General features: G+C 75.4%; 12 protein-coding genes. 1 reads left to right on the forward strand and 11 read right to left on the reverse strand.

The features are described 5' to 3' along the window. Positions 1-40: 40 nt before the first annotated feature. The 4 genes from recD to H7344_RS15795 all read right to left on the reverse strand — a co-directional run bounded on the left by recD (position 41) and on the right by H7344_RS15795 (position 9,359). A complete protein-coding gene (recD, locus tag H7344_RS15780; RefSeq protein WP_186346958.1) occupies positions 41-1,879 on the reverse strand; it encodes an exodeoxyribonuclease V subunit alpha in 1,839 nt (612 codons plus the stop codon). Then, positions 1,876-5,253: a UvrD-helicase domain-containing protein gene (locus tag H7344_RS15785; protein WP_186346959.1), complete on the reverse strand. Its 3,378-nt coding sequence runs from the start codon at positions 5,251-5,253 to the stop codon at positions 1,876-1,878. Before H7344_RS15785 ends, recD begins: the two co-directional genes overlap by 4 nt. Next, complete coding sequence (gene recC, locus H7344_RS15790; protein ID WP_186346960.1) at positions 5,250-8,579, reverse strand: exodeoxyribonuclease V subunit gamma; 3,330 nt, start codon at positions 8,577-8,579, stop codon at positions 5,250-5,252. Before recC ends, H7344_RS15785 begins: the two co-directional genes overlap by 4 nt. A gap of 90 nt (positions 8,580-8,669) precedes the next feature. Further along, positions 8,670-9,359, reverse strand: a complete 690-nt coding sequence (locus H7344_RS15795) for a SemiSWEET family transporter (RefSeq protein WP_186346961.1) — start codon at positions 9,357-9,359, stop codon at positions 8,670-8,672. Positions 9,360-9,648: 289 nt separating this feature from the next. Between H7344_RS15795 and H7344_RS15800 the strand changes: the two genes are divergently transcribed. Next, positions 9,649-10,296 carry a flagellar export protein FliJ gene (locus H7344_RS15800; protein WP_186346962.1) on the forward strand — a complete coding sequence of 216 codons (648 nt, stop codon included), beginning with the start codon at positions 9,649-9,651 and terminating at the stop codon, positions 10,294-10,296. A 168-nt stretch (positions 10,297-10,464) separates the two neighbouring features. Here the strand turns inward: H7344_RS15800 and H7344_RS15805 are convergent, their stop codons facing one another. From H7344_RS15805 to H7344_RS15835, 7 genes are all read right to left on the reverse strand, one after another. Continuing rightward, positions 10,465-10,920 carry a PGPGW domain-containing protein gene (locus H7344_RS15805; protein ID WP_229706981.1) on the reverse strand — a complete coding sequence of 152 codons (456 nt, stop codon included), beginning with the start codon at positions 10,918-10,920 and terminating at the stop codon, positions 10,465-10,467. A 17-nt stretch (positions 10,921-10,937) separates the two neighbouring features. Further along, positions 10,938-11,393, reverse strand: coding sequence for a PGPGW domain-containing protein (locus H7344_RS20815; RefSeq protein ID WP_186346964.1), 456 nt, complete (start codon positions 11,391-11,393; stop codon positions 10,938-10,940). A gap of 70 nt (positions 11,394-11,463) precedes the next feature. After that, positions 11,464-11,973, reverse strand: coding sequence for a nuclear transport factor 2 family protein (locus tag H7344_RS15815; RefSeq protein ID WP_186346965.1), 510 nt, complete (start codon positions 11,971-11,973; stop codon positions 11,464-11,466). Beyond that, positions 11,973-12,764: a lytic murein transglycosylase gene (locus H7344_RS15820; RefSeq protein ID WP_186346966.1), complete on the reverse strand. Its 792-nt coding sequence runs from the start codon at positions 12,762-12,764 to the stop codon at positions 11,973-11,975. Before H7344_RS15820 ends, H7344_RS15815 begins: the two co-directional genes overlap by 1 nt. After that, complete coding sequence (locus tag H7344_RS15825; protein WP_186346967.1) at positions 12,761-13,612, reverse strand: phosphate ABC transporter ATP-binding protein; 852 nt, start codon at positions 13,610-13,612, stop codon at positions 12,761-12,763. Before H7344_RS15825 ends, H7344_RS15820 begins: the two co-directional genes overlap by 4 nt. Positions 13,613-13,684: 72 nt before the next feature. Beyond that, positions 13,685-15,217 (reverse strand): substrate-binding domain-containing protein, encoded by a 1,533-nt coding sequence (locus H7344_RS15830; protein WP_186346968.1) that lies wholly within the window; start codon positions 15,215-15,217, stop codon positions 13,685-13,687. A gap of 59 nt (positions 15,218-15,276) precedes the next feature. Beyond that, the coding region (locus tag H7344_RS15835; RefSeq protein WP_222130752.1) for a sortase at positions 15,277-16,225 on the reverse strand (949 nt) is incomplete at its 5' end.

The following is a 16,225-nucleotide window of genomic DNA, read 5'->3' on the forward strand; positions in this document are numbered from 1 at the left end:
CGACCCTAGTGCGCCGAGGTTGCCGGCCGGTTTCCCCGTGTCACGTCCCGGACCCGTTCCCGGACCCGCTGTCGGACCCACCCGCGCGCGCCGCCTGGAGGCGTTGCCGCAGCCCGGTCGCACGCTGGGCGCGGGTCTCGACCGCGGCCCGCACCGCGGCCTCGGAGCCGACCACGCGCACGTGCTCCTGGGCCCGGGTGACCGCGGTGTAGAACAGCTCGCGGCTCAGCAGCCGCGACGCCTCCTCGGGCAGCAGCACGGTCACCCGGCGGGCCTGGCTGCCCTGGCTCTTGTGGATCGTCATCGCGTGCATCGTCTCCACGGCGTCGAGCCGCCCGGGAGCGAAGTCCTGGAGCCCCCGTGACCCGGAGATCCAGGCCCGGACGCGGCCGTCGGCACCGAGCACCACCGCGCCGGTCTCGCCGTTGTAGACCTCGAGCGCGTGGTCGTTGGTGGTCACCAGCAGCGGGCGCCCGACGTACCACTCCTGCCGCAGGTCCTGCCCGAGCGCCTCGCCGAGCCACTGCTCGACGTGCCGGTTCCAGACGCGTACGCCGTAGGGGCCCTCGCGGTGCGCGCACAGCAGCCGGTGCTCGTCGAGGGCGCGTACGGCGCCGGCGGCGTCGCCCTGCTCGGCGGCCCGGCGGACGGCGAGCGCGGACGCCAGCGTGTCCGCGCGCAGCACGCTCGCGGGGTCGTCGGTCTCGACGTACTCCACCTCCTCCGACGGCGTCCGGAGCGCGGCCAGCACCTCGTCGGCGGTGCCGGTGCGCAGGGCCTCGGCCAGGGTCTTGATGTCCTCGGTGGAGCGGTAGTTCTCGGTCAGCGACACCACCGGGGTGGCCGGATCGCCCTCGTGGCCGGCGACCAGGTCGGAGAGGACCGCGCCCGCGCCGACCGAGGTGAGCTGCCGCGGGTCGCCGACGAGCAGCAGCCGCGCCTGCGGTCGCACCGCCTCGAGCAGCCGCGCCATCAGGGTCAGCTCGACCATCGAGGACTCGTCGACGACGACCACGTCGTGGGTGAGCCGGTTGGTCCGGTCGTGCCGGAAGCGGGTGGCGTTGTCGGCCCGCCACCCCAGCAGCCGGTGCAGCGTCATCGACTCGACCGCGAGCCGGTCGCGGTCCTCGGCCGGCAGCGTCGCCAGCTCGGCGTCGACCGCCTCCTGGAGCCGCGCCGCCGCCTTGCCGGTCGGCGCGCTGAGCGCGACCGACAGCCGGCGACCCGGCGCACCCGGCCGGCCGCCACCCGCCGCGGCGTCCTGCGCGGCCGCCTGGTCGGCGAGCACCGCGAGGATCCGCGCGACGGTGGTCGTCTTGCCGGTGCCGGGCCCGCCGGTCAGCACGGTCGTCCACTGCCGCACGCTGCGCTCGGCCGCCTCGCGCTGCTGGCCGTTGAGCCGGCCGCCGACGCGGGCGAGGGCCGCGGCCAGGGCGGCCTCGTCGACCGGCGGCGGTTCCTGGCGCGACCGCGTCACCAGGTCGGCGCACACCTGATGCTCGAGGCGGGCGTAGCGGTCGAGGTAGACCAGCCCGTGCTCGACGCGCAGCGCCCCCTGCTCGACCAGCGAGGACCGGGCGACGGCGGCCAGCCAGGCGTCCGGCTCGGGCCACCCGGCCCCCGGGGCGAGGTCGGGAGCCAGCTCGGGCACGGTGGCCAGGTCGACGGCCACGGAGCCGTGCCGGACAGCGCGGACGGCCAGCGCGAGGGCGAGCAGCGCGTCGTCGTCGGTGCCGCCGGCGAGGTCGGCGACCCGCGTGGCGACGTGCAGGTCGCCGGCCTCGAGCAGGCCGGCGCGGTTGAGGTCCGCGAGCGCCCCGGTCGCCGCGAGGGCGATCCGGTGGTCGTGGTCGCCGACCGGCTCGAACAGCTCGGTCATGCGGTCACCTCCCGCGCCACCCGGCCGTCGAGGAGGTCGGAGAGCGCCTCGACCAGCGCCACGGGCGGCCGCCAGGTGAAGACGCCGCACGGCTGACCGTCGACCAGCGGGGTGTCCGGGCCGCACATGCCGCGCAGGTAGAGGTAGAGCACCCCGCCGAGGTGGACCTCCGGGTCGTAGCCCGGCTGCCGCCACCGCAGGAACCGGTGCAGCACGGCGGCGTACAACAGCGCCTGCAGCGGGTAGTCGGAGTGACCCATCGCGGCGTCCAGGGCCTCGGGGCGGTAGGCGTGCGCGGTCAGCGGCTCGTCGACCGGACCGAGCCAGTTGGTCTTGTAGTCGACCACCACGTAGCGCGGCCGGTCCTGCTCGTCCCGCAGGCGCAGCACCACGTCGACCGAGCCGGTGAGGTAGCCGCGCAGGCTCTGCCCGCCGAGCGCGGGCTGGTCGAGCTGCTCGGCGTACCCGCGGACCGGGTCGCCATCGGGCAGGTGGCGCCGCAACAGTGGGGCCAGGTCCGCCAGGCGCGCCTCCCGACCGGCGGGGCCGGCGAGGTCGCCACCCGAGAGCGGCAGCTCGAACTCCATCTCCCGCAGCCGGTCGCGCAGCGGCACCGCGCGCAGCGTGGTCGGCACGACGGTGCCGCCCACCGAGCCGAGCGGGGAGTCGCAGACCGCGACCAGGGCGTCGGCGAGCTCCTCGGCGTCGACCGGCACCGGCCAGCGCACGAGCTGCTCGCGCACGTGCCCGAGCAGCTCCTCGCGCAGGTCCGGCGCGTCGGGGTCGGCGTGCTCGAGCACTGCGTGGACCAGCGAGCCGAACGTCGCGCCGACCGGCAGGGCCGCCATCGGGGAGAGCATCGACTGCTCCGCCGGGACGGCGACCGGCACCGGCACGTCCGGCTCGTCCTCCTTCGCGACGGTCTCGGGCTCGCTGGTGACGCCGCCGGGGCCGGGGAGGGCGACGACGTCGACCCGGGTGAGCGCGGAGTACGACGTGCGGCGCCACGCGACGTCGACGTCGCGGTCGAAGCGGCGGACGGCGAGGGCGGGCGGCTCCGGACGCACCGGGTCGGCACCCGGGTCGGCGTGGTCGGCGGGCTCGACGGTCGGTCCGCCCGCGGCCTGCCAGCGGGCGAGGAAGTCCGCGGCCTCGTCGTCGGTGAGCGTGCGGAACTCCGCCGGCACCTCGGCCATGCCCGGCCGGCGGCCCAGCAGCATCCGGTGCAGCGGCGAGCACGGCGTGTTGCGGGTCGGCGACCACCAGGCGACGACCTGGGAGCGGGCCCGGGTCAGCGCGACGTACAGCAGGCGGAGGTGCTCGGCGGCCTCCTCCTCCGACCACCGGCGCACGTGGTCGTCCCAGTCGTCCCCGCCCGGCCCGCCGACCGCGAGGCACCGGGTGCCCTCGGCGTCGTGGAACAGCGGCGTCGACGGCTTCGGCACGTTCCGGTCGGCGAGCGCGGGCAGGTAGACGACGGGGTACTCCAGCCCCTTGCTCGCGTGGATCGTCACCAGCTGCACGGCCGCGGCGTCGGAGTCGAGGCGACGGGTGCGCTCGGTGCCGCGACCCTCCTCGGCGTCGGCGACCTGCCCGCGCAGCCAGGCGAGCATCGCGACCAGGCCGAGCCGCTCGGTCAGCGCGACCTCGTGCAGCGCCTCGCCGATGTGGCGCAGGTCGGTGAGCCGCCGCTCGCCGCCGACCTCGGCGAGCACGCGGGCAGGCAGGCCGGCGACGGTCGCGGCCTCGAGCACGGCGGCCACCCCGCGGCGCGTGAACACCTCGACCCACGAGCGCAGCGTGTCGGCCACCTCGTCGGTGAGCCGGTCGCCGCCGGCGTCGAGCTCCGCGGCGGTGTGGCCGAAGAAGCAGGTGAGCGCGGCCGTCCGCACCCGCGTGCTGCGGTGCGGCTGCTCGAGCGCCTCGAGCAGCTCGAGCCACTCGGTCGCGGCCGGGGTCGCGAAGACGCTGCCGCCGCCGGCGATGACGGCCGGCACGCCGACCTCGTGCAGGGCGGCGCGGCAGGCCGCGAGGTCGGCGTGGCGGTAGGCGATGACCGCGACGTCGCGCGGCTCCAGCGGACGTCCCTCGAAGGTCGCGCCGGAGGCGAGCAGCCGCCGGACGTCGAGCGCGAGGTCGCGAGCGACGTGCGGGCGGACCTGGGAGACGTAGAGCGGGGCCGAGCCCCGCCGGCGGACGTGGTCGCGGCGCACCACCCGGAGCCGGAACGGCGCGGTGCTCGGCGCACCCTCGAGCCGCGACCCGTCGTGGTGGTGGGTGACGTCGTGGACGACGATCCGGGGGTCGCCCAGCTCGGCCCCCCGGAGCATCGTCTGGAACGACGCGAGCAGCCGCTCGTCGCTGCGCCAGTTCACCGGCAGCGTCTTGGTCGTGGTCGCGGTCGCGGCGGCCTGGAGGTAAGTGGTGACGTCGCCACCGCGGAAGGCGTAGATCGCCTGCTTCGGGTCGCCGATGAGCACCATCGTCGCGTGCCCGGTGAACGCGCGGTCCAGGACCTGCCACTGCACGGGGTCGGTGTCCTGGAACTCGTCGACCAGCACGATGCTCCACCGCTGCCGCATCCGGGCCCGCGCCGGCGCGGCCGGGTGCTCGAGCGCGCCGGCGAGCTGGGCGAGCAGGTCGTCGTACGACAGCACGCCGAGCCGCCGCTTGCGGCGCTCCATCTCGGCGCGGACGGCGTGTGCGAACGCGACGCGGCGGCCGGCGGGGGTGGAGCGGTCCTGGGCGGCCGGCTCGAGCCGGGCCTGCGGGTCGTCCACCGCCTTGCGGGCGATGCCCATCGCCTCGGCCCGGCTGAACGTCGGTTCCGTCCCGGCGAAGGCGAACGCTCGCAGGTAGAGGTCGTCGACGACCTCGGCGAGCAGCTCGTCGAGGTCGTCGACCAGCCGGGCGCGGGCGTCGGTGTCGCCGGCGACGCCGAGCGAGCCGAGCACCATCGAGCAGAACTGGTGGGTCGTCGCGATCGTCGCCCCGTCGAACCCGGCCAGCGCCTCGCTCACCCGCCGGTGCCGCAGCGCCCGCTCGGCCTCGTCGCAGTCGAGCAGCAGCGCGATGAGGGCGGAGGGCTCCTGCGGCGCGAGCGTCGGGTCGTCGGCGAGGGCGCGCTCGGCCTCGACCAGCTGCGCCCGGACGCGCTCGCGCAGCTCCTGGCTGGCCGCGCGGCCGAAGGTGACGACGAGCATCCGCTCCAGCGAGCAGACCCCCTCGGCGACGTACCGCGTCACCAGCGCGCCGATGGTCCAGGTCTTGCCGGTGCCGGCGCTCGCCTCGAGCAGCGTGGTGCCGGTCGGCAACGGGTCGCGGATGTCGAAGGCCTTCGGGCCGGTCGTCGGGGTGGTTGTCGGAGTGGTCACAGCGCGGCCACCTTCTCCCCGACGGTGAGCACCGGCTCCCACACCGTCCAGGCGTACGTCGCCAGGCCGGCGTCGAGGAGGTCCGACAGCGGGGCGCGCTCGCCCCACACCCGCACGTGGTGCGGGTCGGCGTCCTCGCGCTCGATGCCCCAGCTGTCGCCCGGGTCGGTGCGCCACTCCCGCTCGGCGGCCTGCTCCGGGGACCGGTCGTTGCCCATCAGCTCGAGCAGCCGCGCCTCGGCCCACGCGTGGGCGGTCAGCACCGGGACCGGCAGCGGCCGGGTCAGTCCGAGGTCCCGCAGCTCGACCAGCTGGCGCAGCCAGTCGACGGCCCGGTGGTCCAGCGGCCCGGCCAGCGCGCGCTTGGGGCCGGCCTTGTCGCGGCCGACCGCGTGCGCGGTCCAGTGCTCGTCCGGGCGGCCGGCGCTGAGCGCGAGCAGGTCGACCCAGGACGCGAGCCGCTGCTTGGCCTTGAGCCGGGAGTAGCTCAGCGACACCACGCGGGTGCCGTGGACGCGCTGCACGACGCCGCTGAGCCGGCGGCCGTCGCCGAGCGGCACGTCGACGTCGATGCTGCGCGCCGCGCCGACCCGCAGCTCGGCGGTGCGGTTCCAGAGCTTCTCGGACTCCTGCGCGACCTCGGACAGCTTCTGGTGGCCGAGCCGTCCCGGGGGCAGCGACCCACGCAGCTGCTCGGCGGTCATCACCGAGGCGGCGTCCTGGCCGGCGAGCAGCTCGCCCAGCAGCCGGTCGCCGACCTCCCAGGACCGCAGCCCGTCGAGGTCGACCGGGATCGCGTCGCTGACCTCCTCGGCGGAGCGCGGGGCCCCGACGTCGAGCCGCCGGCGCAGGAACGCGCGGACCGGGTGACGCAGGAAGTCGTGGAGGTCGGCCAGCGCGACGTCCTCGGTGTCGCGCTCGGCCAGGGGCGCGGCCAGGAACACCGGGCGCGGGGTGCGCTCGCCGATCACCGCCCGGGCGCCGGCGAGGGCCGGCTCGTCGAACGCGAAGGGCCCGGGCACGCCGAGCGCGCCGTCGGCGAAGCTGCGCACGTCGTACGCCTGGAGCGGGTGGCGAACGAGCACCTGCTCGCGCACGGGACCGGCCGCGGTCCGGTCGAGCGCGTCGAGCACCTCGCCCAGCGGGACCGCCGGCGGCCGCGCGGCACCGGAGTGCTCGTTGGCGCCGGTGTAGGTCACCACCAGGGTCTCGGTCGCGGCCATCACCGCGTCGAGCAGCAGCTGACGGTCCTCGCTGCGGGGGTCGCGCTCCCCCGTCAGCGGTCGGCGGGCCAGGACGTCGTCGCCGTCCACGGTGGCGTTGCGCGGGAAGTCGCCGTCGTCGAGGCCGACCAAGCACACCACCCGGTGCGGCACCGAGCGCATCGGCACCATCGTGCAGACCGTCAGCGTGCCGGTGCGGAAGTTCGCACGTGTCGGCCGGCCGGCCAGGCGGGACTCCAGCAGTGCGCGCACGTCGGCCAGCCGGAGCGGCACGTCCGCGCCGTCGCCCGCGGACTCCACCGCCCGGGCCAGCTCGCGCTCGAGCTGCGGCAGCTGCCAGGCGTCCTCGAGGGGCACGTCGGTCAGCGCCCGCACGCCGTCGTGGAGCGCGGCCATCCACTCGCCCACCTGCACCGCCGCGTCGAGGGCGCGCAGGCAGTCCTCGAGCCGTGACATGAGCTCGGCGAAGCGGCCGACGAGGTCGATGTCGCTGCTGCCGACGTCGTCGAGCGGCAGCCCGCGGCCGAGGTGGCGGTGGTCGTCGCCGCTCATCACGACGCCGAGCAGCAGGCGGTCGAGGCCGGCGCGCCAGGTGTTGTGCTCGAAGCGGTCCATCGCGAAGCCCGCCCGGCCCTCCGCGTCCAGGCCCCAGCGGATGCCGGCGTCGCCGACCCACCGGGTCACCCGGGCCAGCTCGTCGTCGGTCAACCGGAACCGCGCCCGCACCGGCTCCGCCGACATCAGGTCGAGCACCTCGCTGGCCCGCACCCGGCCGCCGGCGAGCTCCACCACGCGGGCCGCCACCGACAGGAGGGGATTGGTGCTGGTCAGGGCCCGGTCGGCTAGCCGCACGCGGAGCCGGTGCGCCGGGTGGCCGCGGTCGTCGGGGACCACGTCGGCGAGGCCGAACCCGGCGGAGACCAGCGGCGCGTAGGTCTCGATGTCGGGGCACATCACGAGGATGTCGCGCGGCTCGAGCGTCGGGTCGTCGGCGAGCAGCCCCACGAGCGCCTCGCGAAGGACGTCGACCTGCCTCGCCGGCCCGTGGCAGGCGTGCACCTGGACGCTGCGGTCGCCGGCGGCCGGTCGACGGGCCTCGCGGGTGGCGGCGTCGGGGGCGGCGTTGGCGCGCAGGTCGTGCTGGAGCCACCCGAGCAGCGTGGTCGCCGCCTCTGCGGGCGCTGCGTCCTCGTGCTCCTCGGCCGGCACCGGTGCGAGCGTCCGACGCAGCTCGCGGGTGTCCCGGCCGAGGGAGGCCAGCAGCGGGTGCGCCACCCGGGCGGTGCTGTCGTCCTCGGCCCGGACCACCGGGCCCCCGACGTCGGCGAGCGCCCGCCACAGGCCCGGCGACGGCTGCGGCAGCCACAGGTGGACCTCGCGGGACTCGCCCAGCGCCGCGAGCAGCTCGACCTCGGTGGCGGGGAGCCGCGTGTGGCCGAAGAGGGACAGCCGGTCGGGCAGGTCGAGCCCGCGCCCGCCGTCCCGCAGCGCCGCCAGCGTCCGCTCGTGCCGCACGTCCGGCGGGTCGACGGGCACCCTGGTCAGCAGCCGGCGCCACAGCTCGGCCTGCCAGCGGAGGTCCTCGTCGAGCGGGCCGCCCGCGCCATCGGTGTCGCGCCCCGCCCGCCAGTCGGCGACGAGCGTGGGCCGCTGCACGGCGTACGACGCGTAGAGGCCGGCGAGCCGGCGCGCCACCGACCAGCGCCGGTTGCGCCGCAGCACGGCCTCCTCACCCTCCAGGCCGTGGCCGAGGTGGGCCGCCAACGTCGCGCACCACGGCTCGTCGAGGCTGTCGTCGATGACGCCCAGCAGCGGCCACACCAGCCGGTCGGGGTCCCAGGCGTCGTCGCGGTCGCGGTCGAGCAGGAGCCCGACCAGCGAGCGCGGGCTCAGGAAGCGCACCCCGGCGCAGACCCCGTCCGACCCGCCCGGCGACGTGCCGAGCCGGTGGGAGAGCCGCTGGGTCAGCCAGCGCTCCACGCCCTTCGCGGGGACGGCCACGACCTCCTCCGCGAACGGGTCCGCCAGCGGCCGCGACAGCAGCTCGCCGAGCGCGTCGGCGAGCCGGTCGGTCCGCGGTGCGGAGTGGAGGTGGAGAGGCACGCGGCGCAGCATGCCACCCGGCCCCGACAGTGCCGGGTCCTGCCGGTCAAGCCCAGGTCAGGCGCAGGTCAGGCGCAGGTCAGGCGCAGGTCAGGCGACCAGGCTGAGCTCGTCGGCGGTGACGCCGGGGGTGACGTGGGCGGTGGCACCGAGCGGGCCGGCCGGCGCGGGCAGCCGGACCAGGCGGGCGTGGACGTGCGGCGGGACGCCGACGCGCAGCAGGACGGCCAGCGAGCCGGTGACGGCGACGGCGCCGTAGATGACGTTCGCGTCCACGCCGGCCAGCACGCCGTACGCCCCCGCCAGCAGCGCGTCGACGACCAGCATCACCCAGCCGGACACCGCGATGGCGGTCACGTCGGCGCTGCGCCACGCGGTCAGCGCCGCCGGCGTGACGAGCAGCGCGACCGAGCAGCCGAGGACGACCGTCACCGGGCCGTGCCCGACCCAGAAGGTGGACAGCGCGGCGCTCGACACGACCGCGGCCCAGACGACCGGCAGCCACAGCCGCTCGCGGGAGCCGCCCCGGTGCCACGCGAGGACCAGCGCGCCCGCCGTCGCCGGGATGCTCACCGCGGCGGGCAGCGCGACCCAGACGTCCCGCTCGAACGTGCCGTACGCCGTCCACGCCACGTTGCTGATGCTCGAGCAGCCGAGCGCGGCGATGCTCACCCCGGCCGCAGAGGTCGTGCGACGCAGCTTGCGGAACTGCGGCACGGTGTAGCCGAAGGCGAGGAGGGTGGCGGCGAGCCCGATGAGGGTCGTGAGCTCGAGAGGCACTGCAGTCCGTCCGTTCTGGTGCGCGGATGGCGCGCACGTACGACGCGGCCGGCCCGCCGTTGGCGGGACGACCGCGTGAGGGTCTGTTCGATGAGGCGGAGCGCGATCAGCCGGCGGATGGTCAGCCGGGCCGCTCCGCCGGAAATCTTACCGCCTCGGAGCGGGTGCTCCGGACGATCTCCGGTCGCCGGCGCCCATGTGAGGGGTGATCTCCGGCACACCGCGCACCTAACCTGGACGGCTCCTGCTCGTTGTAACCGACGACCGCCCGCATCGCTCAGGAGTCGCCATGTCGCACCCCGCCCTCCGCCCGCTCCTGACCGCGCTCGCGGCCGTCGCCCTTCTGGTCGGCTCCGTCGTCGGCGGCGCCGTGCTGCTCACCTCCGCCGGCACCGCGACCGCCTCGGCCGCACCGCCCGGGTGCATCGCCGAGCAGAACACCTACGACGACGAGGTCTCGCGCGTCGGCCGGTTGGAGCAGCAGCTCGCGAAGAAGTCGGCGAACGTGAAGAAGGCGCGGAAGGCCTACCAGAGGACCGAGAAGGGCTCGAAGCAGCGGGCGAAGGCGAAGAAGAAGCTCGAGCACCGCAAGGCCGCGAAGAAGCGCACCAAGGCCGACCTCGTCCAGGCCCGGGCCGACCGCGCCGCCGCCCGCCAGGACCTCGAGGACTGCCGCTACCTCGCCACCGCGACCGCCACCCCCACCACCGGCGGCCCGACCGCGACCCTGACGGTCAGCCCCAGCCCGTCCTGCTCCCCGTCGCCGAGCCCGACGAGCACCCCGAGCACGCCGGGTCTGCCGGGCGCCCCGGGCCTGCCGACGCCGTCGTCCAGCCCGACCGCCAGCGCCACCGCCGACCCCTGCGAGGGCGGCGGCAGCCCGCTCGACCCCCTCTGCGACATCCTCCCCGTCCCGATCCTCTGCTCCCTGCCCTGACCCGGGCGGCACGGCAGCCGCCCCGCCGTCGACGGGCGGGCACAACTGCCGATCCAGCGACGCCGACCTGCGAAGACGCGCCTGCGAGGCGGGTTCTGCCCGTCTGACGACGGCCCGGAGACCCGTTCTCGAGTCCCCCCGGCCGCCGCCGCGCCGAAGCCCGGCGCGTCAGGCGGTGCGGTCGACGCGGTCGATGTCGCGCTCGAGGGCGGCGACGGCCTCGGGGTTGCCGTGGAAGCGGCGGTAGCTGTAGACGACCAGGGCCAGGGCGACGAGGCCGGAGACGATCTGGGTGATGCCGGTGGCGAGGCCGCCGGGGAGCCAGAGGGAGTCCGGAAGGGTCCACCACGACGGCACGTCGGGCTTGATGATCCACAGGACGCCCGCAGCGACGAGCAGCACCGCGCCGGACGCGGAGAGGACGATCCGCAGCGGGGTCTCGACGGACTCGGCAGCGCCCTTGAGCGCGCGGTACTTGACCGGGTCGAGCCGCCGCTCGGCCCACTCGTACTGCTGGCTGAGCACCGCCAACCCGCCGAAGAGCATGAGCAGCCCGGGCCCGGGCAGCACCAGCGCCGCGATGCCCGCCACGACGAGCAGCCAGCCGACGACCTCGAGGGTCACGCGCCGGGCCGCACCCTTCACGACTCGCTTCCCGGCGGTGGGGCGCTGGCGGGTTCCATGGCGTCCATCATCCCAGAACGACGCAACTCCGGCTCGAGACCCCGGGCCCGACGGGTGTGTCCGCGGCGCTCGACGAGAAGCAGCACGAAGGCCCCGAGGCCGGAGACGAGCTGGGCGACGCCGGCCCACGGACCGCCGGGCAGCCACGACCAGGCCGGCCAGATCCACAGCAGGCCGGCGAGGGCGAGGACGAGGGTGCTGGCGATGCTCAGTGCCGACCGGACCGGGCTGCTGACCGCGTGCCGACCGGCGACCGCGCGGGCGCGGCGCAGCTGCCGGTCCGCCCAGTCGTACCGCTCGGCGAGGACCACGAGACCAGCCACGAGCAGCAGCAGCCCCGGGCCAGGCAGCGGGAGCAGCACCAGGCCGACGACGACCAGGACCCAGCCCACCGGTTCCACGAGCACCCGCACCGGGCCGGTTGTACCGATCCCGGCCGAACACCGGGTGAATGCGCGGCCTCGCCCGGCCGGCTGACGGTTGTCAGCCGGCCGTCGGGCTCCCGCCGTACGCCGCGACGTACGCCCGTCCCTCGTCGTCGAGCCGGCCGTGCGCCTCGGCGATCGCCGCCCAGCGCAGCGTCGTCCGGAGGAATCGGAGCGGGTTGTAGACGTCCTCCTCGCGGGAGAACAGGCCGTCGCCGGCGTAGGTCATGATCGTCAGGTTCGACTCCGAGTGGTGCGAGCCGTCGCCGGGGTCGGGCATGGGGTTGCCGACTTCGCAGATGAGTCGGGAGCGTTCGAGGTCGACGGTCTGCCAGGCGATGGGGAAACCGGTCATCAGCCGGCCGGGGAAGCTCGTCATCGTCCTGACCGACCACCGCCGGATCTCCTCGCGACCGCGGAAGGTGCCGTAGGCGTGCTCGACGTACGTCGCGTCCTCGGTGAACAGGTCGGCGTAGCCGTGCCAGTCACCGCTCGCGGCTAAGCCGGCGACCTGCTGCTGGAAGCCGGCGTAGGCCTCGGTGATCTCCTCGGCGCTGAACGTCGGCATCAGGCCGTCCTCTCGGCGTAGGTGGTGGCGGCGGCGTGGACGGCGGCGACGTACTCCTCGCTGTGGTTGTAGGAGAAGACCGCCGCCGACCACCCGGCACCAGTGGTGAGGTCGTGGCCGTCGGCGCACAGGTAGCGGGCCGCGGCGAGGGCGGCGTCGTCGAGGTCGTTGGGGTCCTCCTCGCCGTCACCGTCGCCGTCGGCGGACCACCGGTCCCAGGAGGACGGGATGAACTGGAGCGGCCCGACGGCGTGGTCCCAGTCGGGGTTGCCGTGCCAGCGGCTGGAGCGCGGCGTGGCGGGGATCGCGGCGAACCTGCGGCCGTCGAGGACCGGGCCGAGGATCGGCTCGGAGGAGTGGCCGTCCTCGCCGATCGTGCGGCCGTCGATGGTGCCGTGCTGGGACTCGACCCAGCCGATGCCGGCGAGCGTGGTCCAGCCGAGCGCGCAGTCGTCGGGCGCCATCAGGCTCGCCCGGCCGTACGCCGTCACGGCCGGCAGCGGGATGCCCGCGCGCTCGGCGGTGGTGGCGGCCCACGCCGGGTCGACGACGGGTACGCCGCCGGCGGCCGTGCGAGCGGCGCCGCGCGCGGTCCCGGCCGATCGCTCCGGGGCGAGCACGGCCTCCGGCGCCTCCGTTGCTCCGCCCGGTGACCGGGTGGTCGCGTCCGCAGGCCGGTTGCTGGCCGGGTCGAGCACCCGCTGCTGGGCCCAGAACGCGGTGCCGGAGAGCACCGCGAGGGCGAGCAGGAACCCGAGAGCCGCAGGCAGCGCGCGGACGCGACCGGTCATCCGAACCGGCCGTTGACGTAGTCGCTCGTGCGCTGGTCGCGCGGGGAGGAGAACATCGCCCGGGTGTCGCCGTGCTCGACGATCACGCCCGGGGTGCCGTGGGAGGCGAGGAAGAACGCGCACGTGCTCGAGACACGTGCCGCCTGCTGCATGTTGTGCGTGACGATGACGATGGTGACCTCCCTCGCGAGCTCCAGCATGGTCTCCTCGATGACGCGTGTCGAGGTCGGGTCCAGCGCGGAGCACGGCTCGTCCATGAGCAGCACCCGCGGCTTGACCGCGAGCGAGCGAGCGATGCAGAGCCGCTGCTGCTGGCCGCCGGAGAGGCCGCCGCCGGGGGCGTCGAGGCGGTCGCGCACCTCGGTCCACAGCCCGGCCTTGGTCAGGCAGGACTCGACGAGCTCCTCCTTGACCGACCGCGAGGCGCGCGTGCCGGTGAGGCGCAGGCCTGCGAGGACGTTCTCCCGGATCGACATCGCGGGGAAGGGGTTCGGCTTCTGGAACACCATCCCGATCGCTCGACGGGCGTCGATGAGCCGCCGGTCGGGGTCGTAGACGTCCTGGCCGTCGAGGAGGACCTCGCCGGCCAGGCGGGCGCTCGGGACCAGCTCGTGCATGCGGTTGAGGATCCGCAGGAAGGTCGACTTGCCGCAGCCGGAGGGGCCGATGAGCGCGGTGATGCCTCCGGCGGGCATCGTCAGCGAGACCCGGTCGAGCACCTTGCGGTCACCGAACCAGGCGGTGATGTCGCGGGCCTGCAGCTCGGCCAGGGGTCCGGCGGCACCGGGGTGCACGGGCGCGACGGGCGGCAGGACGGTGGTCTCGTCGGTGGTGGTCGAGTCGGTCATGGTGGGGCGGGTCCTCGCTGGTCGAGCACACGGGCCGGGCGGTCGTCGGTGACGACCGCCCGGCCCGGTGGGTCACTTCTGGGTGATGGTGAAGGACTTGCTGGAGCCGACGGCGACGCCGTTGCCGCCCCAGACCGCCTTCAGGGTGTGCTTGCCCTTGGGCAGCTTCACGGTGATCTTCGCCTTGCCGGCCTTCAGGGCGACCGACTTCAGGGTCTTGGCGCCCTTCTTGATCATCACCTTGCCGGTGGCGGTGCTGCCGGCGCCGGTGAGCGTGACGGTGACCGTGCCGGCGGCCTTCTTGCCCTTGGCGACCTTGGCCGGGAAGGACTCGGTGATCTTGGAGCCGGTCTTGACGACGACCGAGGCGGTCGCGGTCGAGCCCTCGAAGGCCGAGCCCTGCGCCGGGACGAACTCGGCGGCGAACTGGCGGCTGCCGAGGTCGAGGCCCGAGGCGGTGTAGGTCGCGCGGCCCGAGACGAGCGGGACACCGGTGGCCAGCGTCCGGCCACCGGAGGTGAAGGTGACGGTGCCCTGGGGGGCGGTGGCGCCCGAGACCTGGGCGACCAGGGTGGCCGAGCCGGCCTTGGTGCTCGAGCCGCTCAGGGCCAGGCGCGTCTCCACGGCCTCGTTGAGGGTGAAGTTGCTGGTCGAGCTCTGGGTCGCGACGCCGCAGACGCCGCCTCGATCCGAGGTGGCGAGCTGCTTGAAGCCGGCCTCCTCGATCAGCTCACGCGCGTCGGCGGAGCACAGGAAGCCCTTCTCGCCGAAGACGCCCTGGACCGCGGCCTCGGCCAGGTCCGTGCCGCGGACGACGTTGTAGAGCGCGCGGTCGGCGCGGAAGCCGGTCTGCAGGCGCAGGGTGCGGCCGAGCAGGCCGGCGCGGCCCTCGGAGAACGGCGCGACGGCGTTCGGGTCGTTCTTGATCGCGGTGTCGTCGTGCTCCTGGACCTCGGCGACCGACTTGGCGAGGGTCACCGCGACGCCGCCGTTGGCGGCCTGCAGCTGGGAGGTGAAGAAGCTGCGGGTGCCCGAGCCGGCCTGCGGGATGAGCGGCTTGATGAGGCCGTCCTTGCCGCCGACCTGGGACCAGTTGGTGACGGTGCCGTCGTAGATGTCGACGATCTGGTCCTTGGTGAGGTTGGCCGGGGCGTTGGACGCCGCGGAACCGGAGACCGCCATCACGAGGGTGTCGAGGGCGAACGGGAAGTTCTGCAGCCCGGCCTGGACCTCTGCGGTCGAGGGACCCGAAGAGGAGCGCGCGAAGTCGATGTCAGCGTTGTTGCCGGCGCCGTAGAGCAGGGCCTTGCCGGCACCCGAGCCGTTCGGGCGCTTGATCGCGCCGGAGGGCAGCGTGATCTCGCCGCCGCCGGTGGCCGCGAAGCTGGCGATCCGGGCGGCCGGCGACCCGGCGTTGTAGTTGTCCGCGAGCAGCCTGAGCGCGCGCTGGCTGGTGTCGGAGCCGACCCCGACGAGGTCGGCGGCGACCGGCGTGAACGTCGTGTCGTCGGGGTCCGCGGCGAACGCCGGGGTCGCCGACAGCACGAGCACGGACCCGGTCAGGGTCGCGGCGGCCAGGCCGGCGAGGGACTTGCGTACTGACATTTCCTCATCGCTTTCTTCAGGTGGGTGGTGCGGTGGTGGTGGTGGTGGTGCGGGGTGGTTCAGAGGACGTTCGGCAGGAGCCGCACGGCCACGTCGGTGGTCGCCCAGGACAGCGCCAGGGCGAGGGGGCTGGCGACGACCCAGACCAGGTAGGTCGACCAGCGCTGGCGCGCGGAGAGGACCCCGAGGACGAGCGCGACGAGCAGGGCGAGGTGCAGGGCGAGCAGCGGCATCGCGCCGGCGTCGCTCGCCATGGCCTTCTCGCTGTCCGGCACGGCGAGCGGGCGCCCCGGCGGGGCCGGGAACCCCTCGCGCGCGTCCGCGTCGACGTAGACCGCCGACTCCGGGGCGATGGCGGCGAACCGGCCCTCGCCCTCGGCGGTCACGAGGGTCAGCCGGGCCGCCCCCTCCTCGGCGGGCGCCGGTAGGGGGTCGCCGGCCCGGCGCACGCCGCGGACGGTGAACGCCACCTCGCCCTGGGCGCCGGTCACCTCGATGGTGTCGCCGGCCCGGAGCTCGGTGAGGTCGCCGAAGGGTCCGCCGTACGTCGCGGCGCGGCCGTAGACGACCGACGTGCCGACCTGACCGGGCAGCACGGTGTCGCGGCGGTGGCCCGGTCCGACCAGTGTGTCGCCCGACGCGGTGCCCTCGACCACGACCTCCTGGAGGCCGAGGCGGGGGACGCTGAGCAGCGCGACGGGGTCGCCGACCGGCACGATGGGCCCGATCGGCGCCGTCGCTGAGGCCACCTGGGTCCGGAAGTCGCGGTACAGCAGCTCTTGGGCGCGCTCGTGGGAGAGCGCCCCGAGGAACAGCAGCTGCGCCGCCGTCCAGAGGCAGACCAGCGCGACCATCGTCAGTGCCGAGGAGGCGAGCGCGGTCCGGTCGTCGGGCCGCGTCGCAGGACGCGGCGGGCGCGCCGGACGGACCGCGCGCCCCAGGGGTCCCCGGGCCCGGCGGGCTCGGGCTCCGGGCGGCGGGGTGCCGTCGACGCCGGCGGGCGTGCCG

It is taken from the genome of Nocardioides deserti, assembly GCF_014266025.1.
GTDB classification, from domain to species: domain Bacteria; phylum Actinomycetota; class Actinomycetes; order Propionibacteriales; family Nocardioidaceae; genus Nocardioides; species Nocardioides deserti.

What these genes read in the sequence shown, in the direction of transcription:
- recD (WP_186346958.1), bottom strand. Translation starts at nt 1,879, where the DNA reads ATGACCGAGCTGTTCGAGCCGGTCGGCGACCACGACCACCGGATCGCC.
- H7344_RS15800 (WP_186346962.1), top strand. Translation starts at nt 9,649, where the DNA reads ATGTCGCACCCCGCCCTCCGCCCGCTCCTGACCGCGCTCGCGGCCGTC.
- H7344_RS15815 (WP_186346965.1), bottom strand. Translation starts at nt 11,973, where the DNA reads ATGCCGACGTTCAGCGCCGAGGAGATCACCGAGGCCTACGCCGGCTTC.
- H7344_RS15820 (WP_186346966.1), bottom strand. Translation starts at nt 12,764, where the DNA reads ATGACCGGTCGCGTCCGCGCGCTGCCTGCGGCTCTCGGGTTCCTGCTC.
- H7344_RS15825 (WP_186346967.1), bottom strand. Translation starts at nt 13,612, where the DNA reads ATGACCGACTCGACCACCACCGACGAGACCACCGTCCTGCCGCCCGTC.
- H7344_RS15830 (WP_186346968.1), bottom strand. Translation starts at nt 15,217, where the DNA reads ATGTCAGTACGCAAGTCCCTCGCCGGCCTGGCCGCCGCGACCCTGACC.